Genomic DNA, 22,475 nt, shown 5'->3' with positions numbered 1-22,475 from the left:
CATGCTGACCCTCGATCTTTCCAATGAGCCGCGCTGGTACGAGCTCGCGCCCGGCGTCCGGGTGCAACTGCGCCCTCTGACCACCGCCCTGATGGTCGCGACGCGAAGCGACCCGGCTGTGGAAACCGTGCCCGAAGAGGCCTCCGACGAGGAACGTGCGCTTTCATTTGCCAAGGCGCTGGCCCGCCGCGCGGTGCTCGCCTGGGAGGGCATCGGCGATCCCGACGGCAATTCCATCGACCCCAGCCCGGAGGCCATCGATGCCCTTCTCGACATCTGGCGGATCTTCGAGGCTTTTCAGTTGGCGTATGTCTCGAAGGGCCTGCTGCTGGAACAGGAAAAAAACGCCTCCGCGCCCTTGCCGAGTGGTCCTTCGGCGGGGGCGATAGATACTGCGAGGGATGCGAAGGGCCGTGCCCCAACTGCCCGGCGCGGCTGAACCGGCCGCTGACTTTTGAGGGCTGGCAGGTCTGGGATCTTGTCGGCCGGCTCGGCGGCCAGCTGCGCGTGCTGCCCGGCGCCGTCGTTGGGTGGGACATGGCGGCAGCGTTGGCCCTTGGGAATGCACTGGGCGTGCCGCCCGCGGCCACGGCCGAACTCTTGCCGGTCATCGAAGCGGTGATGGTCGCCAAGCTCAACGAACAGATGGCAGCGTCCGGAGAGGGCCGACTCAGCCCGATTCTTTCGGGATCAACGTGACACCGGGCAGGCCCTCGAAATGCCCGTCGCAGGTCACCAACCTGGCGCCGTGGGCGCGCGCCGTCGCGAAGATGATCGCGTCCGCCGTTGCGAGCCGGTGCTCGCGGCAGGCCTCGGCGGCGGCCAGCGCGGTTTCGGTGTCGAGAGGCACGACACGGCAGACTTGCGTGAAGGCGATGACCTGATCGGCCCGGTCCTCGCCGACCTCGCGGGTGAGCCACTTGGCCAGCTCGAGCTGTACCATGGTCGGCACCAGCCAGTCGGCCGGTTCGGGCAGATGCGCCTCGAGCCTGTCGCCCGTGGGGGAGCCGATCAGCCACTCGATCCAGGCCGAGGTATCGACGAGAACCATCAGAACCGGTCCGCGTGATCGCGGTAATCGGCCGGGTTGGCGCCCTTCGCCAGTCCCTTGAGATCGTCCCGCCTCGGCACCGGCACGACGAGCACCCCGGTCCCCTTGGGGATGAAGGCGAAGGTCTGGCCAGCCTTCCACCCTTGGGCCTCGCGCACCGCCTTGGGGATCGAGATCTGGAATTTCGAAGACAGCTTCGCGGTCTCGGGCATGTTTCTTACTCTGGGCTGATCGACACACGGAACGTAAGGCGATCCGTCCTGCGCTTCAAGGGAGCACGCAATGGCCGAGAAGAGGGTCAGCGTCCGCCTCGCTGCGGTCGGCGGCAGGCAGGTGCGCGCCGAACTGGAAGGTGTCGGCGAAGCCAGCGCCCGTGGCTTCGGGCGCCTCAGCCGCGAGATGGAGGCGGCCAACGCGCGCCTCGCGGGGTTCGCACGGCGCGTGCGCGTGGCCGCTGCCGCCGCCGTCGCGGCTGCCACGACGGCAGGCGTCGCCATGGTGCGGTCCGGCCTGCAAACCGTCGATGCGCAGGCCAAGCTGGCCCAGTCTCTGGGCACCACCGTCGCCTCGATCCAGACGCTGAAACGGGCGGGCGAGCTGGCCGGCGTGTCCATGTCCGGCATCGAGCAGGCGACGAAGGATCTGACGCGGCGGCTGAGCCAGGCGGCTGCGGGTGGCGGTCCCGCCGCGCAGGTGCTCGATCGGCTCGGGCTCTCGGCGTCCGATCTGCTGGCCCTCCCGCTCGACGAACGCGTCGGCGCGATCAACGCCGCGATCGAGGCGTTCGTGCCAGTCGCCGAACGTGCAGCGGTCGCCGGGCAGCTCTTCGGCGAGGAAGGCTCCATCGCCATGGGCCGGATCGACACCGCCACGCTGCGCCAGGCGACCGAGGACGTGCGCGCTTTCGGCGTCGTGGTTTCCGAAGCCGACGCCGACCAGATCGAGCGCACCAATGACGCGATCTCCCGGTTGGGCCTGATCTGGCGCGGTTTCTCGAACCAGCTGGCCGTCGCCGCTGCGCCAGCGCTGGAAGCGGTGGCCGACGCCATGGCCACGCTCTCGAGCCGCACCGGACCGCTCGGTCAAGCGATCACGGGACTGTTCGACAATATCGGCCGGCTGACCACCTACGCCGCCACCTTTGCGGGGTTCCTCGCCAGCCGCTGGGTGGCCGGTCTTGCCGCCGCCGCGCTGTCCGTGCGCGGCCTCGCCACGGCGCTCGTGGTCTTGCGCGGGGCGCTCGTCCGCACCGGCATCGGTTCGCTGATCGTCGGCGCGGGCGAGTTGATCTACCAGTTCACCCGGCTGGTGCGCGGCGCCGGCGGCTTTGGCGAGGCGCTGGAACTCATGGGCAATGTGGCGAAGGCGGTCTGGGACGAGATCAAGGTGACCGTCACCTCCTTCGTCGATGACTTCCGCGCCATGCGCGCCGACATCGAGGCGGTCTGGCTGCGCCTGATGGCGTTTCTGTCCCAGAAGTGGGCCGACTTCCTCGCCCAGATCGGGCCGACCTTCAACGCGGTTTCCGAACGGCTCGGAGCGGATGCCCGGATCGATGTCTTCGGGGCGCAGAGCTACGCCTCCTACCTCGACCACGCCGCGAGCAACGCCGGCCACCAGGCCGACGCGCTGCGTGCCCGCGCGTCGGACACCCGCGCCCACGCCTTCGACGGCGTGCGCGAGGCGGTCGACGCGCTGAGGGCCGCCATGCGCGCAAGCGGCGAGGACGGGGCGGATGCGCTCGACGAGGCGAGGGCGGCGGCCGACCGGGTGACGGAGGCGCTGGACACAGCCGGTCAGGCGGGCCGGGCAGCGGGCGCGGCCAATGCCGACGGCGCGGATCAGGCCGCGAGCGGCTGGGCGGCGGTCACCGCGACGCTGGCCGATTACGCCGCCAGGGCCCGCGACATCGGCGCCGATATCGGCCAGAGCCTCGTGGGCGCCTTCCGCAGCGCCGAGGACGCGGTGGCCGAGTTTGTGAAGTCCGGCAAGCTCGACTTCCGCGATCTCGTGACCTCGCTCATTGCCGATCTGGCGCGGCTCGCGGCCCGGCGCTTCATCCTTGGCCCCATGGCCAGCGCCCTTGGCGGCATTCTTGGCGGCGCGGGCGGGCTGTTTGCCGAGGTCAAGCACGCAGGCGGCCTGGTGGGATCGGGCGGACCAACCCGCATGGTCCCTGCCATGGCCTTCGCGGCGGCGCCCCGGATGCATTCGGGCGGTTGGGCCGGGCTGCGTCCTGACGAGGTGCCCGCGATCCTCCAGCGCGGCGAGCGGGTGCTCTCGCGCCGCGAAGCGCAGGCCTACAGCGCGGGCGGCGGCGTCACCATCAACATCACCGCCCGCGACGCCGAGAGCTTCCGGCAATCCCGTACCCAGATCGCGGCGGACATTGCCCGCGCTGTCTCGCTTGGCCGTAGGGGGCTCTGAGCCATGGCGTTTCACGAGGTTCGGTTTCCGGACGACATCAGCCGCGGCGCGCGGGGTGGGCCGGAGCGGCGCACGCAGATCGTCGAGCTCGCCTCAGGCGACGAACAGCGCAACGCCAGCTGGGCCAGTTCGCGCCGCCGCTATGACGTTGCCTATGGCATCCGCCGTGTGGACGATCTCGCCGCCGTCGTCGCATTCTTCGAGGCACGGAACGGGCGGCTCTACGGGTTTCGGTTCAAGGACTGGGCCGATTACAAGTCCTGTACACCGTCGCAGACGCCGTCGGCGACGGATCAGGTCATTGGCACCGGGGATGGCACCACCACCGACTTCCAGCTGGTGAAGGCCTACGCCTCGGGCGGCCAAGCCTGGACCCGGACCATCGCCAAGCCGGTCGCGGGAAGCGTGACGGTTGCGATCGACGGGGTTGAGCAGGCGAGCGGCTGGTCGGTGGACACCACCACCGGCCTCGTTACCTTCAACGCCGCCCCGGCCTCCGGCGTCTCCATCACTGCCGGCTTCGAATTCGACGTGCCAGTCCGCTTCGACACCGACACGCTCGACGTGACGCTCGATCTCGAGCGGCTCGGCTCCATCACCTCCATCCCGCTTCTGGAGATCCGGCGATGAACGACAATTCCGGTTTCGTCGCGACCGTGCTGCGCGATCTCGCGGCCTCGACGGCCGTGATCCTCGCCGCCTGGGGCGCGCTCGGCGGCGCCACCAACGCCCTGACCACCAAGATGCGTCTGCGCGACGCGCTGCGCCACATCCTGCTCGGCGGGATGATTGCGGCCGGCATGGGGAGCCTCTCCATGGCCGTCATCACCAGCTGGCTCGGCCTGCCGCCGCAGGCGATCCCGGCCGGGGGCGCTGCCGGCTCCGCCGCCTATCTCGTGGGCGTCTTTGGCCCGGCCGTGATCGAGCTGGTGCTGGCGCGCCTTCGCCAGGCACGGGAGGGCGGCGATGACTGAGCTCGTCCGTGTCCTGCGTGGCCTGCGGCGCCTGACCGACGACCCGCGCGACGCTTTCGCTCACCGTCTGCGCATCGGCCTCGCGGTCGCCGCGCTGATCCTGATCCTCTCGCTTCTCGGATAGTTCCATGCACATGACAGACCGAGGGCTTCTGGCCCTTGCCCGGCACGAAGGGGTCGTGCCCGGGCCCTACCGCGATTCAACCGGCGCCTGGACCTTCGGCATCGGCCACACCGCCGCCGCCGGGCCGCCCGATCCGGCCACCATGCCGCGTGGAATGCCGGACGATCTGGAGGCGCGCGTCGGCGAGGCGTTCCGGGTCTTTCGCGCAGATCTGGCCCGCTACGAGGCCGACGTCCTGCGCGCCGTGACCGTGCCGCTCGAACCCCACGAGTTCGATGCGCTGGTTTCGTTCCACTACAACACCGGCGGCATCGCCCGTGCTGCGCTGACCCGGCACCTCAATGTCGGCAATCGCGTTGCGGCTGCCGACGCGTTTCTCAACTGGCGCAAGCCTGCGTCCGTCATTCCGCGCCGGGAGGCCGAGCGCGACCTGTTCCGCCATGGCAGGTATCCCAGCGGCGCCATCCCGGTCTGGTCCGTGGACCGCACGGGATGCGTGGACTTCTCGCGCCCGGTTCGGCGGCTTGCCGAAAGCGAAGCGCTGGCGCTGCTGCGCCCCGCCAAACCCGAACCCAGCCCAGACGCGCCCACAGGCTGGCTCGCCCGGCTGGCTGCAATCCTCACCCGCCTGTTCAGAAGGAGTTGAACCCGATGCGCTATATCCGTCCAAACTCGCTCACCTGGTGGGCGGGACTTTTCGCCATGCTCACCGGCGTTGCCTCCGTCGCGCTGCCCGCCACCGGCCCGCTCGCCGAACTGTCCCGCCTCGTCGCCCTTCTGGCCGGCTCGGGCGACGCTTCGCCCGCCGGGCTCATCTTCCTCGGCCTCGGCCTGATCGGTCTGCGCGATCGGCTGGAGAGGGGGTTTCGGGGTGATCGGTGAGCTCGGACAGCTTCTGACCTGGGCGCTGGGCGCGGCGGGGCTGTTTGTGGGGCTGCTCGCCGGCCGGCTGCTCGGCCGGGCGCAGGGGCGCCGCGAGGGCCGGCGGGAGGCGGAGCGCGATGCGTTGGAGGATATGCATGAGCGGATGGAGCGGGGCCGCGCGGCGGTGGCGGAGGGCCGCGCCGGCGGCGATGATCCTGCTGAGCGGCTGCGGCGCAACGACGGTGCCTGGTGATGCGGGCTGCGAGGCTTATGCCGAGGCACGTCTGGCGCGCCCGTCTGCAGCATCGGTGGTGGAGGTGCCGCACGCATGGGCGGCGTGGATCGCGGATCTCGATGACCGCATGACCGGGGTTTGCCGATGAAGGCGCTAGACGCCGCGCTGCAGGCGCATCTCGAGGAGGGCACGACCACGCTTGCCTGGTGCTGGCGCATCACGCGGGCGGATGCCCAGGTGTTCGGCTTCACCGACCACGACCGGGTGCTTTCCTTCGACGGGACGAGCTTCGAGCCCGACAGCGGCTTCGCGGCCTCGGAGCTCCGCGCGGGCTCCGATCTCGCGGTCGATGCCCAGGACGCGGAGGGCGTGCTGCGCTCGGATGTGATCACCGAGACCGACATCCTCGACGGGCGCTGGGACAACGCCACGGTCGAGGTCTGGCGCGTCAACTGGCAGGACGTCTCGCAGCGGGTGCTGATGCGGCTCGGCTCAATCGGCCAGGTCCGGCGCGGCCGGCTCGCCTTCGTGGCCGAGGTTCGGAGCCTTGCGCATGTTCTGAACCAGACGGTCGGGCGTACCTACCAGCTCTCCTGCGACGCCGAGCTCGGTGACGCGCGCTGCGGGGTGAATCTCGAGGATCCCGCCTTCAAGGGCACGGGCAGCGTGGCGGAGGTGTTGCGGGACCGGGCCTTCTCCGCCTCTGGCCTCTCGGGCTTCGATGCGGGCTGGTTCTCCTTCGGCACGGTGACCTGGACGTCCGGCGCCAATGCCGGCCGGCGCGCGGAGGTGTCGATGCATTCGGTGACGAGCTCGGGCGTGACGATCACGCTTCTGGAGAAGCCCGTTCGCGGCATCGCGCCGGGCGACGCATTCGAGATCCGCGCGGGTTGCGACAAGGCGCTGGGCACATGCGCGGCGAAGTTCGCCAATGCGCTCAACTTCCGGGGCTTTCCGCACATTCCGGGTGACGACACGGTGCTGCGCTATGCGCGGACCGGCGCCGGCCATGACGGGAGCGTGCTGTGAGCTCGGGGTTCATCCGGCGCCCGGCGGCGCGGGCGCGTGTCATCGCGGCGGCGCGGTCCTGGCTGGGGACGCCATACCACGATCAGGCGAGCGTGCGCGGCGCGGGCTGCGACTGCCTCGGGCTTGCGCGCGGCGTCTGGCGCGAGGTGGTGGGGCCGGAGCCGTTCCCGATCCCGCCCTATTCCCGTGATTGGGCGGAGGTCGGTGCGGTCGAGGTCATGGCGGAGGGCGCGCGCGGCTGCATGATCGAGGTGGCGCCCGCTGAGGCGCCTCCGGGCGCGCTCCTGATATTCCGCATGCGCGAGCGGGCCATCGCAAAGCATCTCGGCATCCTGTCGGAGTCGGGCACGCTCATTCATGCGCGCGAGCGGCTTGGCGTGATCGAGGAACCCTTCATCCGATCCTGGCGGCGGCGCCTGGCCTTCGCCTTTCTCTACCCGCAACCCCGGAGGCGCTGATGGCGACCTTGGTTCTCGGCGCGGTGGGCTCGGCGGTTGGCGCCGGTTTTGGCGGCGCGATCCTCGGGCTGTCCGGCGCGACCATCGGCGGCATGATCGGCTCGGCGGTCGGCTCGGTCGTCGACAGCTGGATCATCGGCTCGCTGCAGCCCGACCAGCGGTATGAGGGCGCGCGGCTCGAATCCCTTCGCGTGACGTCCTCGACGGAGGGCGCGGTGCTGCCGCGCGCCTTCGGGCGCATGCGGATCGGGGGCAACGTAATCTGGGCGACCGACTTCACCGAGCATGTCAGCACCACCACCCAAGGCGGCGGCAAGGGCGGCGGGCCGACGATCACGACCACGGAGTATTCCTATTCGGCCTCCTTCGCGATCGCGCTCTGCGAAGGCCCGATCACCGGCATCGGCCGGATCTGGGCGGATGCGGAGCCTCTTGACCTGACCGGCGTGACCTGGCGCTGGTATCCCGGCGACGAGGCGCAGCTGCCCGATCCCTTCATCGAGGCGAAGATGGGCGCCGGCCAGACGCCGGCCTATCGCGGCACGGCCTATGTGGTGTTCGAGGAGCTCGATCTCACGCCTTTCGGGAATCGCATCCCGCAGCTGACCTTCGAGGTGTTCCGGCCTTTGGCCGATCCGGACACGGCGGAGGGCCTCTGCCGGGCGGTCACCATGATCCCGGCCTCGGGCGAGTTCGCCTATGCCACGGCGCCCATCCGCAAGGTGCTTGGCGAGGGCGAGGAGGTCGCGGAGAACCAGAACGGCTCAAGCGTCAACACGGACATCGTGGAATCGCTCGACCGGCTCGAGGCGCTGGCGCCGGCGGTCGAGAGCGTGAGCCTCGTGGTGTCCTGGTTCGGCAACGACCTGCGTGCCGGGGAGTGCGAGATCATGCCGGGGGTGGAGCTTGCCGCGAAGACCACGACGCCGCAGGAGTGGTCCGTCAACGGCATCTCCCGTGCGGAGGCGCATGTCGTCTCGACGGGTGACGAGGGCCGGCCTGTCTATGGCGGCACGCCGGCGGACTTCGCGGTGGTACAGGCGATCCGCGAGCTCAAGGCGCGGGGCTACCGGGTGACCTTCTATCCTTTCATTCTCATGGACATCCCGCCCGGCAATGCGCTGGCCGATCCCTACTCGGACGGCGCCGGGGCCACGGGGCAGCCGGCCTATCCCTGGCGCGGGCGGATCACCTGTTCCCCGGCGGCGGGTTACGCCGGCACGGTGGACAAGACGGCGACGGCCACGTGGCAGGTCTCCGCCTTCTTCGGAGAGGCGACACCGGCGGACTTCGCGGTCTCGGGCGAGTCGGTCAGCTACACGGGGTTGTCGGGGGATTGGGGCCTGCGGCGGATGATCCTGCACTATGCCCATCTTTGCGCGGCGGCTGGCGGTGTCGATGCCTTCCTGATCGGCTCCGAACTGCGCGGGCTGACCACCATCCGCGGCAGCGCCACCACCTATCCTGCGGTGGCCGAGCTCCGGAGCCTTGCGGCCGATGTGCGCGCGATCCTCGGGCCCAGCACCGCGATCAGCTACGCGGCGGATTGGTCGGAGTACTTCGGCCATGATCCGGGGGACGGCTCGGGAGACCGCTTCTTCCATCTCGATCCCTTGTGGGCCGATGCCAACATCGATTTCGTCGGCATCGACAACTACATGCCGATCTCCGACTGGCGCGACGGCTTCGAGCACGCGGATGCGGTTGCGGGCGCGCCGACGGTATATGACCGCGCCTACCTGCAATCGAACATCGCCGGAGGCGAGGGCTTCGACTGGTTCTATGCGAGCCAGGCGGACCGCGAGGCGCAGCTGCGCAGCCCAATCTCGGATTCGGCCTACGGTGAGGACTGGATCTGGCGCTTCAAGGATCTGCGCTCCTGGTGGAGCGAGCCGCATCACGACCGACCGGCCGGCATGCGCCTTGGCATCGCGAGCCAGGGCGCCGATCCCATCGGCTGGAATCCCATTGGCACGGGCGTCACGCTCACGGCCGGCAGCGGCAGTCACCGCGGCTTCACGGCGCCGGCGCTGATCGCAAGCGGCGGGGCGACCTGGCATGGCGCGACGCCGGGCTTCTTCAGCTTCGCGCCGGGCGAGCGGGTCGCGATCTCGGCTTACGTCTCGGCCGGCAGCTCCGGCAAGGCCATGCTCGACTTCGCAGCCTCCGGCGCGGGCGACACGGGCGTCGTGGTCAACCTCGCCACCGGCTCCATCGAGAGCTGGTTCGCCGGCCCGAACCCGATGGTCTCGAAGGCGCTCGTCGATCTCGGCGGCGGCGTCTGGCGCATCGACATGGTGGTGGACGTGACCATTGCCGCCACCAACTACCAGCTGCGCCTCGGCCCACGCTCGGCCATGGTGGGCGAGGATGTGCTCGCCTTCGGCATCGAGGCGGTGATCGAGGGGCGCTCGAGCACGGATTGGGTGGTGGAGTCGAAGCCCATCCGCTTCACGGAGCTCGGCTGCCCGGCGGTGGATCGCGGCACCAATCAGCCGAACGTGTTCGTCGATCCGAAATCCTCGGAGAGCGCGCTGCCATACTTCTCCCGCGGCTGGCGGGACGACGCCATCCAGCGGGCCTATCTCGAGGCGAGCTGGCTCTATTGGGGTGATCCGTCGAACAATCCCGCCTCGGGCGTCTACGGCGCGCCCATGGTGGAGGTGGCGGAGTGCGCCGCGTGGACATGGGACGCGCGGCCGTATCCCTTCTTCCCGGCGCTTACCGACGTGTGGGCGGATGGCGACAACTGGCGGCTGGGGCATTGGCTCACGGGGCGGCTCGGGGCGGTCTCGCTTGCGGCGCTCGTGCGTCATCTCTGCCTGCGTGCCGGGCTGGCGGAGGAGCGGATCGACGTCTCGGGGCTGTGGGGCGCGGTGGAGGGCTATGTCATCACGGCGCTCGAGTCGCCGCGCACGTCGATCTCCATGCTGGCGCGGCATTTCGGCTTCGACGCGGTCGAGAGCGAGGGCGTGATCCGCTTCCGGATGCGCGCGCAGGCGCCGGTGGCCACGCTGTCGGAGGACGATCTTGTTGCCGCGCGCGAGGGCGAGGCCTTCGAGATCCTGCGGGCTCAGGAGACGGAGCTGCCGCAGGCGCTCAAGTGGCGCGTCGCCCGCGCTGACGGCGACTATGACGCCGCGCTTGTGGAGGCGCGGCGCATCACGGTGGATTCGGCCCGCATCGGCTCGGAGAGCTTTCCGGTGGCGGTTGTGCCGGAGGAGGCGGAGCGCCGCTGCCGTCGGGCGCTGATGGAGGCATGGACGGGGCGCGACGGGGTGTCCTTCCGCCTGCCGCCTTCCCGGCTCGCGCTCGAGCCGTCCGATCCCGTTGCCTTCACGGCCGGGGGGCATGCGCGGGATCTGCGGATCGTCTCGACGGCGGATGCGGAGGCGCGCGGGATCGAGGCGGTCGCGGTGGACCGCGAGGCCTATGACCTGCCTCCGGGGCCGGCACGGCAAAGCGCGGTCGCCACGCCGGCGGTGTTCGGCGCGCCCGCGATGCGCATCCTCGATCTGCCGCAGCTGCGCGAGGACATCCCGGCGCATCGGCCGTGGGTGGTGGCGGATGCCTCGCCCTGGCCGGGCGAGATGGCGGTGTTCCGCAGCCTGACGCTGGACGGCTGGACGCTTAACCGGACGGTGACGCGGCGGGCGCGGCTCGGGCGGCTCGGCTCCGATCTTTACGCGGGGCCGACATCGCGCTTCGACCACGGCAACGAGGTGATCCTCGATCTGGCATATGGAAGCCTCGCGAGCGTGAGCGACCTGGAGCTCTTCGCGGGCGCCAATGCCTTAGCGGTCGAGAGCGCGGCGGACGTCTGGGAGATCCTGCAGGCCGGCACGGCCGAGCTGCAGGCGCCGGGGCGGTATCGGCTCACGCGGCTTCTTCGCGGCCAGCGCGGCACGGAATGGGCCATGGGCAATCCGGCGCCGGCCGGGGCGCGGGTGGTGGTGCTCGATCAGGCGCTGTTCCCGCTCGAGGTGTCGGAGGCGGAGATCGGCACGGCCTTCAACTGGCGGATCGGCCCGTCGGTGCGGCCGGTTGATGATGCCTCCTACGCAGCGCTTGCCTTCACGCCGGCGGGCGTCGGTCTCAGGCCCTTCGCGCCGGTGCATGTCGAGCAGCCCTGGCGGCGCGGTCGCGTGCCGGGCGACTTCGCCATCCGCTGGGTGCGGCGCTCGCGGGCGCTCTCGGCCGACAGCTGGGAGGGGCTGGATGTGCCGCTCCTGGAGGAGGCGGAGGCGTGGGAGGTCGAGATCCTAGACGGCACCACGGTGAAGCGGGTGCTGAGCTCGTCGACCACCAGCGTGCTCTACGCGGAGGCGGGTCAGGTTGCGGATTGGGGCGCGCCTCTCGGGCCGGGCGACAGCCTCGACATCCGCATCCATCAGCTCTCGCAGGCGGTCGGGCGCGGGACGCCGGCCGCGGTCACTCTCTGGTTCTGAGGTATGGTCATGGCCACCAGCACGCATCTTCTTCTGCCCTTCCTCGAGGCTGCCCAGGCGCAAAAGCACGTCACGCACAACGAGGCGCTCCGGCTGCTCGATGGCCTCGTGCAGCTCTCGGTCAAGGACCGGGATCTGGCGGCGCCACCCGCGAGCCCCGCCGAGGGCGATCGTTACCTGGTGGCCTCGGGCGGCAGCGCGGAGTGGTCGGGCTGGGATCTGAACGTCGCGCTCTGGACGGACGGCGCCTGGATGCGCCTGCCGCCGCGCGTGGGCTGGCGCGTGTGGGTCGAGGACGAGGGCGAGCTGCTGGCATACGATGGCGTAGACTGGATCAGCACCACACCCGCGGCGCTGCAGAACCTCGCGCTGCTCGGGCTCGGAACGCCAGCGGATGCCTCGAACCCGTTCGCTGCAAAGCTGAACGCCGCGCTCTGGACTGCAAGGACCGTGGCCGAGGGTGGGACGGGCGATCTCTTCTACACCATGAACAAGGAGGCCGCAGGCGACGATCTCGGGCTGACGCTGCAGACCGGCTTTTCTACCCGCGCGCTGCTGGGGCTGTTCGGCTCGGACAGGTTCCGGCTCGCGGTCTCGGCCGATGGGAGCACCTTCTTCGACGGGCTCAGCGTCGACAACGCCACCGGCATCGTCGATCAACCCCGGCTGCCGCGGTTCAAGGCCTACACAAATTACGACAACTACGTCGGCGTCGGGACCTGGACTAAGATCGGGATCAACAACACCGACCATAACGATCAGAGCGCCTTCGACGCCGCGAACAACCGCTTCGTGGCCCCGGTCGACGGCACCTACCTCTTCGGCGCGACGCTGCTCTACAAAATCAACGCCAGCACATCCGCGCGGATGAGCGGACGGCTCGTGCTGAACGGCTCAACCGAGATCCGCGGGTCGCGCGGCGAGATCAGCGGGGCGCACGAGTCCGAAGCGACGGCGCTCTGGCTGCAGACGATGGTAGCCCTCAGCGCCGGCGATACCGTCGAACTGCAGGGGTACTTCCGGGTGGCTGACGGGTATTTCGCGGCCGGGCAGACCTCGTTATGGGGGGCGAAGGTGGGGTGAATGAGCACCTAAATCTAGGGGGCATCAGGGTGCTTGTACCTCTGGGGCGCCGATTTCGATCATATAGTTCCCGGATCTTATCCATGCGGAAATTATGCCTGCGGACGCGGCGATCTGACTCGGTTTTCTGAGCGCGCATTCCCAAACTGTTGCAACGCGCCATCCGGAATCAAGAAGCGTCTCGCGAACCGCTAAATCCCGAGCGATGTTCGCCTCGAACTTTGCCTGCCAGAACTCGGGGCGCGATGCCGGAGTAGTCGCGTAGCGACACTCTTCGTGGCGATGCCAGAAGCAGCCATGGACGAATATGGCGGCACGGTATTTCGGGAGTACCAGGTCGGGCTTTCCCGGGACATTGCTCGGATGCAGGCGATATCGAAATCCGCGTGCATGCAGGGCGCGGCGCAGGGCAAGTTCGGGCTTCGTGTCCTTGCCCTTGATCCCCGCCATCATCCGCGAGCGGGTCGCCTTGTCCACGATGTCAGCCATTTGCCCCCTGGCCTCGTTTCCCGAACCTGGTATACACCAGTCGAACCCCATTGTTCAGGAGCCTGATTTGCCTTCCACTTTCGGTGTCGTCGACCTCTTTGCCGGCCCGGGCGGACTGGGCGAGGGATTTGCATCTCTCGCATTGGACGGCCATCTGCCATTCCGGATCGGCATTTCGGTGGAGAAGGAGGCCTCCGCTCACCGTACGCTGACCTTGCGTGCATTTCTGAGGGAGTTCCGGTCGCGGCACGGAAGGCTGCCAGGCGAGTTCATCGATTTCCATGCCGGCATGACGCCCGAGCCGGACTGGTCGGATGTTGATCGCCAGGCGTGGAACATCGCGACGGAGGAGGCTCGCGCGCTGGAGCTGGGCACGGATGCTGCTGCGAGTGCAATCGACGATGCGATCGGGAAGCTGAGGCGCAAATTCGACGACACGATCCTGATCGGTGGTCCGCCATGTCAGGCCTATTCCCTCGTGGGACGCGCGCGGTCCAGGGGAAAGGTCGGCTATGTGCCGGAGGAAGATGAGCGGCACTACCTTTTCCGCGAATACATTCGTGTTCTCGACAGGCTCCGGCCGGCTGCCTTCGTCATGGAAAACGTGAAGGGAATGCTTTCCTCCACTGTCGAGAGCCGGCTGGTCTTCGAGATGCTGATGGAGGATCTATCCTCGTTGGGTACCGGAAGCGGCCATCTTTACGAACTTCGCGCAATCCGCGTTGAAGATGGGCAAGCCCGCCTGAAGGAAGCGACGCGGGCGTCCGATTTCATTGTTCGCGCCGAAGAATTCGGCGTTCCACAGCGACGGCACAGGGTGATCATCATCGGTATCCGCTCTGACCTGGCTGGAAGGGCCGGTGGTGCCCGCATTCAGGTCCCCGGGCGATCGCGCACCGTTCAGGATGCGATCGGAAACATGCCCGTTCTTCGGAGCGGCATCAGTCGCGGTGGCGACGGCGCAGAGCTTTGGCGCGATGTTGTCGTTGATGCGGCACGTGACCTCGCCGCCATTTTCAGGGATCGGGGACCGGCCGCGTTACACAAGGAATTTGACAGCCTTGCGAAGCGGATGAGGCGTTCGGCAACGCGCCGCCGAATTGCGACCGAGCTTCCGGATGGCTACGGCCAATCAAACAACGAACTGCTGGCCTGGATCGAGAGGCCGGAACTGCGCGCAATCGCCCAGCACGAGACGCGGGGCCACATGCGCTCGGACCTCGGGCGCTACCTCTTTGCCAGCGTCTTTGCCAAGGTGCATGGATACAGCCCGAAGGCGGTCGACTTCCCCCCGGAACTGAAGCCTGATCACAAGAATTGGGACACGGGCGTGTTTAACGATCGTTTCCGGGTGCAACTCTCCGACGAACCGTCGACGACGGTTACGAGTCATATATCGAAGGATGGCCACTACTTCATTCATCCAGACCCGAGGCAATGCCGCAGCCTCACGGTGCGCGAAGCCGCGCGTCTTCAGACATTTCCCGATGATTACCTTTTTCTTGGCAATCGGACACAGCAGTACGTTCAGGTCGGAAATGCGGTGCCTCCCTACCTCGCGCGCCAGATTGCAAGGCTTATCGCAACCGTCTTGGAATGAGCACCGGGTGCTTAGGCATCTGCAACTCTCTCGGACAACCACTTTGCCTCTTTTGCTGATGACACAACGCAAAGATACGCACGCGCCCTCGAAAACGCGACATAGGCAAGCTCGCGTCGGTCCATCTCGTCGCCGCTGACGATGAGTATCACGGCTGGCCGTTCGAGCCCTTTGAAACGGCGCACGGTGTCCACGACCACCTCCTCCAGAGCCATTGTTTCGGCGTCCGTGAATGGAATGCTGGTCCCGCTGCTTCTCTCCAGAAAGCTCGCCTGCGCAGCAGAGCCGTTGACAAGCACAGCTATGTCACCGGGGGCTACTTCCTCGTTGAAAACAAGCCTTCTAAGCTCCCGGTACGCCGCCTCGACCTTCGCCTCTGGGCTCTCTGCGCTGACCCAAGACACCTCTAGGCCATCAGGCCCGTCCGCGATGATGTCGGGCCCCGAATAATGAACCGACGCCGCCTTGTGAATATTCTTCGTGTTCCGAAGGTTGCGGGATAGGCGAACAGGAACCACGCTCAGATCGCGAACGCCGTTTCCAGCGCTCTCGTAGACCCGTTGATTGCTGTCCATGAAGACGCGGATACGTCCGTCGGGCACAAGGCACGCATCCAGAGCGATCCACCATTCATCGCGGAAATCCTGACCTTCGTCGACAATGATGGTATCCCATCGGAGTCCAGGCTGAACCTCCATCGCGTGATAGAGAGCGTTCGGCAGCGCGCTCTCGTAGAGTTCGCTTTCGCTTATTCCGGCAGGAGGCAAGACGCCTGCCTTCCTCGACATCCGCCCGCACAGGGCGTGAAATCCGGCGACTGTGAGGTTCTCGACGTTCTTCAACTTTCGTTCGAGGTCGCTTGCCAGCGGACGGCTGTGACAGGTCAGCAGGGTCTTTCGCCCGGCAGCCGCGGATCTGAGAGCTTCCTCGATGGCTACAACCGTCTTGCCGGTCCCTGCACCACCTCGAACAAGTGCTCGCGGGATATCGGCGATGATATCGAGGATCTGGTACTGCGACGGCTCAAGGACACGAAACTCCGTATCGGCTTCAGCCAATGCGGCCCCAATCCGGAAACTCAGCGTGAACGGATGTGCGAGTAGGCGTTCCAGCGCAGCAATGCCGTCGCGCCCCAGCGGCTCACAGTTGTCTGGGCGCTGGCCAGCCTTCAGCCGTTGGGCGATCCAATCGCCGAACGCTTCGCGAAATTGCCGTGAGCAGCAGAAGATTCGGGCTGGCCGATCGGCGCCAAGATCTCCAAGAGGCGAGCCGGCGCTGGGAAAGACGACCCCGTGAGCGGCATGAATGAAGCGACGTCGCCACTTCGGTGAAGCATTCAGCCTTCTCAGGATCTCATGTTTTGCGCTGCGCGCTTGTTCAACGGGATCCTTGATCTTGTGTACGAAACCCCCGTGATCCGCGCTGCGCCACTGGCCGTCCTGCGGGTCGAAAGAGATTTCCCTGCCGCCTTTGACCTCAATTGCGAGGATGCCGTGATCGGGATGAGCGATCAGGAAATCGCATTCGCCGTCCTTCTCGTTTCCGAGCCTGTCGGTGCCCAGCCAGGGACTCGAATAAAAGACATGGAAACTGTCGTCGAGGACCTCGGCGAGACGATCATAGACGCGGACCTCTGCACTTCTTCTGGGATCATCCCGTATGGAACGTGGAAGCTGCCGTGGCCAAAGGACAGCCATCAATCCCTCCGGAGCATGTCTTCAAAAAAGCCGAGGCCGTTGCCGCTTCCATCGCCAATGAGCAGGCCTCTGTCGAGGAAGCAGTTGAAGGTCTCACAAGATGTTTCGGGAGCCAGGCAGCAGGCGTGGCAGACCGACCGAGAGTAGCTGTTGATCGCACCCATCATGTCGGTGATGCACAGCGGGTCCGACGAGCACCACTCAACGGCGCTGATTGCACGCTGAAGAATCCTCGCTATGCGCTCTCCTTTGCCCTGCCGCTCAAGTCCCCCGAGCGTCCCGTCTGCGTCTGGGGTCGCGGTATAGATCAGAATTCCGGCCATCTTTTCATCGCCTGTCGCCGCATAGATCCTCTCCCGCAGCGAGGCAGAAGAGTAGCCGCATTCAAGAGTTAGCTGACGCATGAGAACATGCGCGAGCGTGTGGCATAGCATGTAGCGTGGGGTGATCGCTTGGGGTGGCTTCGCATCCGCTCCGTACCGTTCCTTCCAGTCGGCTTGGTGCCGCGCCTCGCACTCGGAGACGCGCGCTATGACGTCCGGCCGGCTTTCCCAGCTCGACAGGCGCTCCTCGTTTAGGGCGAGAAAGATCCCCTCACCGCGGACCTCGATTGCGGGCAGCCATTCAAGCGGCTCCTTGGAGAGACGTGCCACCTCTGGCGAGTCCGGATCGCCTGGTGGGTTGATGCGGGTGAAGCCCTTGATAGCCCGAACCTCCCTCAGTCGGACGGCTCTCACTACCCGGGAAATCCATGGCGCTATCTCCGCACTGACTTTCTCCCGGCGTGTCTCGAAGTCGATGTCGGGTGTTCGACTGCGACCGGGTTCCGTCACGAACTGTCGAAACTCCGCCGGTCTCAGATCATCGGTTCGCAGTTGTTCGTAAGACGTGAGACGGGCGCGGATAGCATCCGCCAGTTCGGCGGGGGACATTTCGAGTTCCTTGAGAATGCTCTCAAGATCGCCCTTGGCAAGAAACTCAATGTAGTCCTCGAGCTTCGACAGGTCGTCGAGGCTCGTCAGGGAACTCCACCAATCACCCAGCACCTCTTGAAGGCGGTCCGACCACGGTGGAATGCTCAGCGCGGACTCAGTCACGGGGAAATACAGGTTCGACGCGCCTCTTTGAACGGCATACTGCCCCTTGCCGCAGCTCTCGTCGCCATCTGCCAGCCATGGACGATGGCCACGGCATTTTGGACCGCGTTCCCACGTCTGCTTGGAAAAGATACCATCCATCGATCGGCGTGCTCCGCACTTCGGGCAGCTGAGGATCAGACCGGCGAGACCCGGCCTCTCGGACCGCAGGACAAGCCCCGGATGGCGATCCGTGTTTTCCCGCTTCGCGACCGAGCATCCCGGCTTGTGTCCGACCCACCAGTCCCACGGAAACTCGTCAACATGCCCATGCTTGCAAGCCATGACGAAGCGGACGGGAATGACAAAGACCTTGCTGTCGCCATATGCCTTTTCGGTGCACGTCGGACAGTAACGGTAGGCCTTTCCCGGGTCGTTCTTCCATCGGCGCTCCGGCTTGATGACATCGCAGCTTGGGCATTGCAGCCATTTCGGGAAGCGCACGGCAACAAGACGCCGGGTATCCGGATCGTCATCCTTTCCCCGCTCAAGGGTCACAGGGGGCGCTCTGAATCCCTTGACTCCGAGCTTCTTCTGCAGGCGCGTCTCGCGGATGACCTGCGGGTGCGCCAGTCCCGCCGGAGGGAAGGAGCGATCCCATTCCTCGAGCCCCGCGGCGATGCCGGAAACAGCTCCTCCACCTGCTCTGAAATCCACGACGGAGCCGGGACCAAATGTGGAAACGACTGCGCTTCGCCGCAGCTCCTGCAATTCATTCTTCATGCGTATCGTCCTTTGCCCTCAGTACTGGGGCCATTCTGAAGGGTGTTCCGGCCTCGACGGTCCGCATGGAGTTGAGGGTGGGCCAGGCGGCGCCAGCATCGCGACCGGCAGCTCGACGAGCGGCGGCGCGCTCGGCACTCTGAAGAAGGGATTTGCCCCCCTTGTAGTCGCTCCAGTAGACCGTCGGCGATCTCGCTCGCCATGAATCGAGACGGCGTTCCAGCTCTTCCTGCACGGCGGTCTCTTCCGGATCTATCCGTTTCGCCCGCTCGACGATGCGGTCGATGAGATCCATTGCCTCGTCTTCCGCCTCGTCGTCCATGACGGGGGAGTCCAGCATGCCCGGAACGAGGTGGCGCACTGCCGCCACAAGCGCGGCGTGGAGTGCTCTGTCACGAGCGCGTGCTGCAAATGGAGTAACGCTTGTCGCCTCGACATCGCGGTAGAGGGTGCGATGCAAGCTGCAGAACGTCTCGTAATGCGAACGGTCTCTTGCCTTGGCGTTGTTGAGGACAGAGACGACGAGACCGCTCACGTCACCGCGCCCGACGCGGCTTGTCGACTGAATGTACTCTGCGATCGTCTTTGGTTGCCCGTTGACCAGCATCAGACCCAGCCGGGAGATGTCGACGCCAACACTGACCATGTTCGTCGCCAGCACTGCATCGACTGCGCCGGGAGAACCAGCCTTGAGATCAAGAAGGTCGAGCATCTCTCGAACCTCTTCCTGGGTCCGGCGAGAGGTGAGTTCTTCGACATTGCTTAGAGGCCGCTTCTCTTCCGACCGAGCGTTCGCGTAGAGAGCGATACTGTCTGAGACGTCATCCTGCATCAGCACAAGGGCGCCACCGAGTTCGCGAAGCGAGTTGAAGTATCCGACAAGCGTCCAGTAGGCGTCTCGGCTGTCAGCTTCGCTGAATGCACCGAAGGCAGACTGAAGCAGGGATCCGGCGACGGCCTGCAACGTGAACTTGGCGGATCGCCCTGCGGTCGTGACACCGATGTAACGTCGACCCCTAGCGGTTGGTCGTGTGTCCCTGACGGCGAAACACGAGTCATCGTGGTCAATTCCTGGTGGCGGAAATTGAAACGCTTCTCGATCGAAAAGGGCTCGAACCTGCTCCGTCGCCCTGCGGATGGTAGCCGTCGAGCCTATTACTTTGGTGCGATATCCGCGCGCCGCGAACATCAGATCGAATGCCGATTCATAAATGCCAGCTATTGTTCCGAGCGGACCCGAAATGAGATGCAGCTCGTCCTGGATGATGAGGTCCGGAGGTGACCCTTCTGAGACGGCAAACAGACGGTTGGTGCGCTTTTCGCGAACAACCTGGGCGAATTTGTCGGCCGTACCGATGAGGAGCGTCGGGCGTTTGTCGTAGACATCCTCATCCACTGTATGAACCGGGAGCAGCCCGGAAATCACGCAGTCGGAGTTCTCGCACGAAACCTCCACAGGCGATGTCGGGTTTGGCATCGCCCAGTTAAGCTTCGAATCGCAGGCAGGACAACGTGCGAGTTGTTTTGGCGATGCCACCTCCTGCGAACGCTGGACGATGGAAGCGAAAGCGGCGGTCCGCTTGTTTGGGGTAGCATCACCACCAACCCACAGGCCGATCGAGAAAGGCTCTTCACCCCGAAGTGGCAGTCCCTCGGGAGCGGCTACGCGGCCAGAGCGAATAGCCTCGAGGGCCAGGATCATGGCGGCGGAACGCGCAAACTGCTGGGTTGTAAGTAGCCGCAATGTATAGCGCATCAGTGCGCAAACACCGCTGTGGTCGTCGGCATTGTCTGAAAGACGGCGATAAACCGCGATACAAGCGATCAGCGCCAGATAAGCTTCGGTCTTGCCGCCCCCCGTCGGGAACCAGAGCAGGTCCATGATTCCTCGGTGCTGGTGATCCCGGATCACCGACGACGGAGCGCTCAGAAGCAGAAAGCCCAGCTGGAACGGTCGCCAGCGGAGGGGACCATGACGGCTTTTCGGCTTGTCCCACGAGTGCTGCAGGTGCATGGCGAAGTTTGCCAGCTGGAATGCTCTGCGGAGCTTCGGTTTTGCGCCGAGTTCTTCGACGGAAGCTCGCATTCGGCTTAACGCCTTGCTGCACTGATTGAGGTGTGCCTCGGCAACATACTTCAGTTCCGGAGCGACGTCCGAGGGGTCGTCCAGTCGCTTCTTCTGTTCCGCGATCCAACGTTCGTAGGCACTGCAGAAGGCAAGAAGCCCTTCCCGCAATGTGTCTTGATCGGCGGTGGCCAGCGCCTCCGCCAAGAGGGGATCAAAACTCCCTTGCTCCCTCCCAAGTTCGGCGAAATACGGATGACCATTGGGATCAATACCCTCGACGATGGCCGATGGAAGCCATGTCGTCGCGACCCATCGTGCATGGGGTTGTGAGCCTGCAGAAGTCTCTGCCTCTTCCCACTCGGCCGAACAGACGTGGCCGACGGCAAATTCTGCGACGTTCCTGTAGAGAAGCGCTCCGCTTTCCTCGTCCGTAACACTGCCAGTTTCGCTGTTGCCGGTTGAGTCTACTGGAATGGCCCGCCCCAAAGGCTTCGGTACCAGGAGAGTTCCCTCGCAGGGCTCGATGCGGAGAGAGGTCTGAAAGAGAGAAGCCTCCTCGATCTCGTTTCTTTCCTTCTCCGGAGTTGCCGAGTTGACGAGGGCAAGGGTCACCAGGACGGTATCCGCAGCCTTGATGCATCTGACGCTCAGGGAAGCGTCAGGCAACTCGTCTCCGTATTCAGCCAGCTGAACCTTGCGCGTCGGACCAGGTGTCAGTTCAAGAGCGGGGATCTCGACTCTATGAGATTTCCGAACCCATACGTTGTTGTCATCGCGCGTCTCGGCCCGATAGGTGCCGAAGCTGCAGACGACGCGTACGTTCGGGGTACCGTCTGCCTTTGCGCTGAAAGAGATACCAGCGACCGAAGGCTTCTGCACCGATCCAGTTCGGATCGCATCGCCTTCGGCATCGTTGTCCTCTGCGTTGCCTGCTCCCGCAGTGCCAAGACGCTCGTCATCCTCGCCCGACATGGCGGTGCGCTGTGGCCACAGGATGCCGGTAAGGTAGACATCGGACGGTCGCGCGGGGAGTTCCTCGTCGTCCGCGCGCGGGCCCACAAGATCCTCGGCAAGCCTGAGGGCAACGATATCCCTGTCTTCTGATCTGTCCTGCATGAGAGTTATTACCGACGATAGAAGTAGAATGGCGGGAAAGCTGCGATTCTCGGCGCGAGGACGAAGCCTGAGGAAGCCCAAGGTTCGTTCAGCGTTTCGAGGTCACTGTCGTCGGGATCCAGCACGATCGTTGCGCTGCCCTGACCCCGCACATATTTCAAATAGGTTGGTGGCTTGTGAGTGTGCCGCTGTCTCCTGTTCGCCAATATTTCCCAAAGGTCGAACGTCAGATTGCGCGACAGAACTCCCACGCAAGGGTCTTCGTCACCGTTCCAAATTCGATACCGCCAATCCAGATCGGGATCTGCTTCCAGCTTGTATGTGGTGACCACACCCGCACGCTTCGCAAGGAAAGCCTGAGCAGCTCTTGCCAAGTCCTCGGTGAACTCGCGGCGGCCTACCAGTCCGCGAGCAGTAATGTCACCGTCTCGGCCGACTTCAACCATCGTCTTCCCGTTCCTCACCGTTCGAAAGGTGCGTCCCGAGGGAAGTGTTGAAGCACGGATATTGCCGCTTTGCCCGACAATGAGGGAAGTGCGAGCGCGTGTCGCACCTACAAAGAGTACTTTCGCTTCCTCTACCTCGTCCTCGACGGACTCGAATTCGGCACCGTTAGTGACCTGCCCCCCGCTGGTCCCTCATTCATAACGAGAGTCTGCGGGTTTGGGTTTGATAGTCTTCGGTTTCGGTTTGGGCAAGCGCGCCGGGCGCGGAGCCGTCGATTTGCTCAAGCGCTCGGCGCGCTTGCAGCGGCGTCCGGTTTCCGAGTGACGAGTGCGGCCTGATGGTGTTGTAGTCGTAGCGCCAAAGGGCCAGCTTCCGGCGGGCATCGTCCAGGGTGTCAAATATCTCCTCGTTCAGCAGCTCGTCGCGCAGGCTGCCGTTGAAAGACTCGATGTAGGCGTTCTGCTGCGGCTTTCCGGGGTCGATGTAATGCCACGGCACATCGTTCT

Annotated in this window: 22 protein-coding genes; 14 read left to right on the top strand and 8 right to left on the bottom strand. The window is 65.7% G+C overall.

What is annotated here, in order from left to right; genetic code table 11:
- Nucleotide 1 precedes the first annotated feature (1 nt).
- Together BLQ14_RS14025 and BLQ14_RS15690 are read left to right on the top strand one after the other, a co-directional pair.
- Nucleotides 2–439, top strand: coding sequence for a hypothetical protein (locus tag BLQ14_RS14025; RefSeq protein ID WP_092501202.1), 438 nt, complete (start codon nucleotides 2–4; stop codon nucleotides 437–439).
- A gap of 68 nt (nucleotides 440–507) precedes the next feature.
- The gene (locus BLQ14_RS15690) at nucleotides 508–699 is read left to right on the top strand and encodes a DUF7697 family protein (RefSeq protein WP_425412116.1); all 192 of its coding nucleotides are present in this window, start codon (nucleotides 508–510) and stop codon (nucleotides 697–699) included.
- Here BLQ14_RS15690 and BLQ14_RS14015 read toward each other — a convergent pair.
- Nucleotides 671–1,051: a type II toxin-antitoxin system VapC family toxin gene (locus BLQ14_RS14015; protein ID WP_092501200.1), complete on the bottom strand. Its 381-nt coding sequence runs from the start codon at nucleotides 1,049–1,051 to the stop codon at nucleotides 671–673. The two genes, BLQ14_RS15690 and BLQ14_RS14015, sit on opposite strands and share 29 nt — an antisense overlap.
- The gene (locus BLQ14_RS14010) at nucleotides 1,051–1,263 is read right to left on the bottom strand and encodes an AbrB/MazE/SpoVT family DNA-binding domain-containing protein (RefSeq protein WP_092501199.1); all 213 of its coding nucleotides are present in this window, start codon (nucleotides 1,261–1,263) and stop codon (nucleotides 1,051–1,053) included. The genes BLQ14_RS14015 and BLQ14_RS14010 overlap by 1 nt, the downstream gene beginning before the upstream one ends.
- Before the next feature lie 70 nt (nucleotides 1,264–1,333).
- On the opposite strand from BLQ14_RS14010, the gene BLQ14_RS14005 reads away from it, so the two are divergent.
- The 11 genes from BLQ14_RS14005 to BLQ14_RS13960 all read left to right on the top strand — a co-directional run bounded on the left by BLQ14_RS14005 (nucleotide 1,334) and on the right by BLQ14_RS13960 (nucleotide 12,693).
- The gene (locus BLQ14_RS14005) at nucleotides 1,334–3,478 is read left to right on the top strand and encodes a phage tail tape measure C-terminal domain-containing protein (protein WP_092501198.1); all 2,145 of its coding nucleotides are present in this window, start codon (nucleotides 1,334–1,336) and stop codon (nucleotides 3,476–3,478) included.
- Nucleotides 3,479–3,481: 3 nt separating this feature from the next.
- Nucleotides 3,482–4,108, top strand: a complete 627-nt coding sequence (locus BLQ14_RS14000) for a DUF2460 domain-containing protein (protein WP_092501197.1) — start codon at nucleotides 3,482–3,484, stop codon at nucleotides 4,106–4,108.
- On the top strand, nucleotides 4,105–4,452 hold the full coding sequence (locus BLQ14_RS13995) for a Clp protease/crotonase-like domain-containing protein (RefSeq protein ID WP_092501196.1): 348 nt from the start codon (nucleotides 4,105–4,107) through the stop codon (nucleotides 4,450–4,452). Before BLQ14_RS14000 ends, BLQ14_RS13995 begins: the two co-directional genes overlap by 4 nt.
- A complete protein-coding gene (locus BLQ14_RS15645; RefSeq protein ID WP_281220858.1) occupies nucleotides 4,445–4,576 on the top strand; it encodes a hypothetical protein in 132 nt (43 codons plus the stop codon). Before BLQ14_RS13995 ends, BLQ14_RS15645 begins: the two co-directional genes overlap by 8 nt.
- 4 nt (nucleotides 4,577–4,580) lie before the next feature.
- Nucleotides 4,581–5,222, top strand: coding sequence for a lysozyme (locus tag BLQ14_RS13990; RefSeq protein ID WP_092501195.1), 642 nt, complete (start codon nucleotides 4,581–4,583; stop codon nucleotides 5,220–5,222).
- A 5-nt stretch (nucleotides 5,223–5,227) separates the two neighbouring features.
- Entirely contained in the window at nucleotides 5,228–5,458 is a 231-nt protein-coding gene (locus BLQ14_RS13985; RefSeq protein WP_092501194.1) for a hypothetical protein, read from the top strand.
- Nucleotides 5,448–5,693 (top strand): hypothetical protein, encoded by a 246-nt coding sequence (locus BLQ14_RS13980; protein ID WP_092501193.1) that lies wholly within the window; start codon nucleotides 5,448–5,450, stop codon nucleotides 5,691–5,693. The genes BLQ14_RS13985 and BLQ14_RS13980 overlap by 11 nt, the downstream gene beginning before the upstream one ends.
- Before the next feature lie 126 nt (nucleotides 5,694–5,819).
- The gene (locus tag BLQ14_RS13975) at nucleotides 5,820–6,704 is read left to right on the top strand and encodes a DUF2163 domain-containing protein (RefSeq protein WP_092501192.1); all 885 of its coding nucleotides are present in this window, start codon (nucleotides 5,820–5,822) and stop codon (nucleotides 6,702–6,704) included.
- Nucleotides 6,701–7,162 carry a C40 family peptidase gene (locus BLQ14_RS13970; RefSeq protein ID WP_245657121.1) on the top strand — a complete coding sequence of 154 codons (462 nt, stop codon included), beginning with the start codon at nucleotides 6,701–6,703 and terminating at the stop codon, nucleotides 7,160–7,162. The genes BLQ14_RS13975 and BLQ14_RS13970 overlap by 4 nt, the downstream gene beginning before the upstream one ends.
- A complete protein-coding gene (locus BLQ14_RS15565) occupies nucleotides 7,162–11,610 on the top strand; it encodes a baseplate multidomain protein megatron (RefSeq protein WP_245657120.1) in 4,449 nt (1,482 codons plus the stop codon). The genes BLQ14_RS13970 and BLQ14_RS15565 overlap by 1 nt, the downstream gene beginning before the upstream one ends.
- A 9-nt stretch (nucleotides 11,611–11,619) precedes the next feature.
- Complete coding sequence (locus BLQ14_RS13960; protein ID WP_425412115.1) at nucleotides 11,620–12,693, top strand: DUF2793 domain-containing protein; 1,074 nt, start codon at nucleotides 11,620–11,622, stop codon at nucleotides 12,691–12,693.
- 24 nt (nucleotides 12,694–12,717) lie between these two features.
- Here the strand turns inward: BLQ14_RS13960 and BLQ14_RS13955 are convergent, their stop codons facing one another.
- Nucleotides 12,718–13,182 (bottom strand): very short patch repair endonuclease, encoded by a 465-nt coding sequence (locus tag BLQ14_RS13955; protein ID WP_092501242.1) that lies wholly within the window; start codon nucleotides 13,180–13,182, stop codon nucleotides 12,718–12,720.
- Nucleotides 13,183–13,249: 67 nt separating this feature from the next.
- On the opposite strand from BLQ14_RS13955, the gene BLQ14_RS13950 reads away from it, so the two are divergent.
- The gene (locus BLQ14_RS13950) at nucleotides 13,250–14,782 is read left to right on the top strand and encodes a DNA cytosine methyltransferase (RefSeq protein WP_176759553.1); all 1,533 of its coding nucleotides are present in this window, start codon (nucleotides 13,250–13,252) and stop codon (nucleotides 14,780–14,782) included.
- Nucleotides 14,783–14,793: 11 nt separating this feature from the next.
- Here the strand turns inward: BLQ14_RS13950 and BLQ14_RS13945 are convergent, their stop codons facing one another.
- From BLQ14_RS13945 to BLQ14_RS13930, 5 genes are all read right to left on the bottom strand, one after another.
- Nucleotides 14,794–16,479 (bottom strand): nuclease-related domain-containing DEAD/DEAH box helicase, encoded by a 1,686-nt coding sequence (locus BLQ14_RS13945; protein WP_092501189.1) that lies wholly within the window; start codon nucleotides 16,477–16,479, stop codon nucleotides 14,794–14,796.
- On the bottom strand, nucleotides 16,479–18,338 hold the full coding sequence (drmB, locus tag BLQ14_RS13940; RefSeq protein ID WP_092501188.1) for a DUF1998 domain-containing protein: 1,860 nt from the start codon (nucleotides 18,336–18,338) through the stop codon (nucleotides 16,479–16,481). The genes BLQ14_RS13945 and drmB overlap by 1 nt, the downstream gene beginning before the upstream one ends.
- Entirely contained in the window at nucleotides 18,328–21,522 is a 3,195-nt protein-coding gene (locus BLQ14_RS13935; RefSeq protein ID WP_092501187.1) for a helicase-related protein, read from the bottom strand. The genes drmB and BLQ14_RS13935 overlap by 11 nt, the downstream gene beginning before the upstream one ends.
- A gap of 8 nt (nucleotides 21,523–21,530) precedes the next feature.
- Complete coding sequence (locus tag BLQ14_RS15320; protein WP_143004504.1) at nucleotides 21,531–21,968, bottom strand: hypothetical protein; 438 nt, start codon at nucleotides 21,966–21,968, stop codon at nucleotides 21,531–21,533.
- Nucleotides 21,969–22,164: 196 nt separating this feature from the next.
- On the bottom strand, nucleotides 22,165–22,475 hold a 311-nt coding region (locus BLQ14_RS13930), incomplete at its 5' end, for an integrase core domain-containing protein (RefSeq protein WP_143004503.1).

The organism is Meinhardsimonia xiamenensis, assembly GCF_900102905.1.
GTDB lineage: Bacteria > Pseudomonadota > Alphaproteobacteria > Rhodobacterales > Rhodobacteraceae > Meinhardsimonia > Meinhardsimonia xiamenensis.
This window is presented reverse-complemented; position numbering and strand designations above follow the sequence as displayed.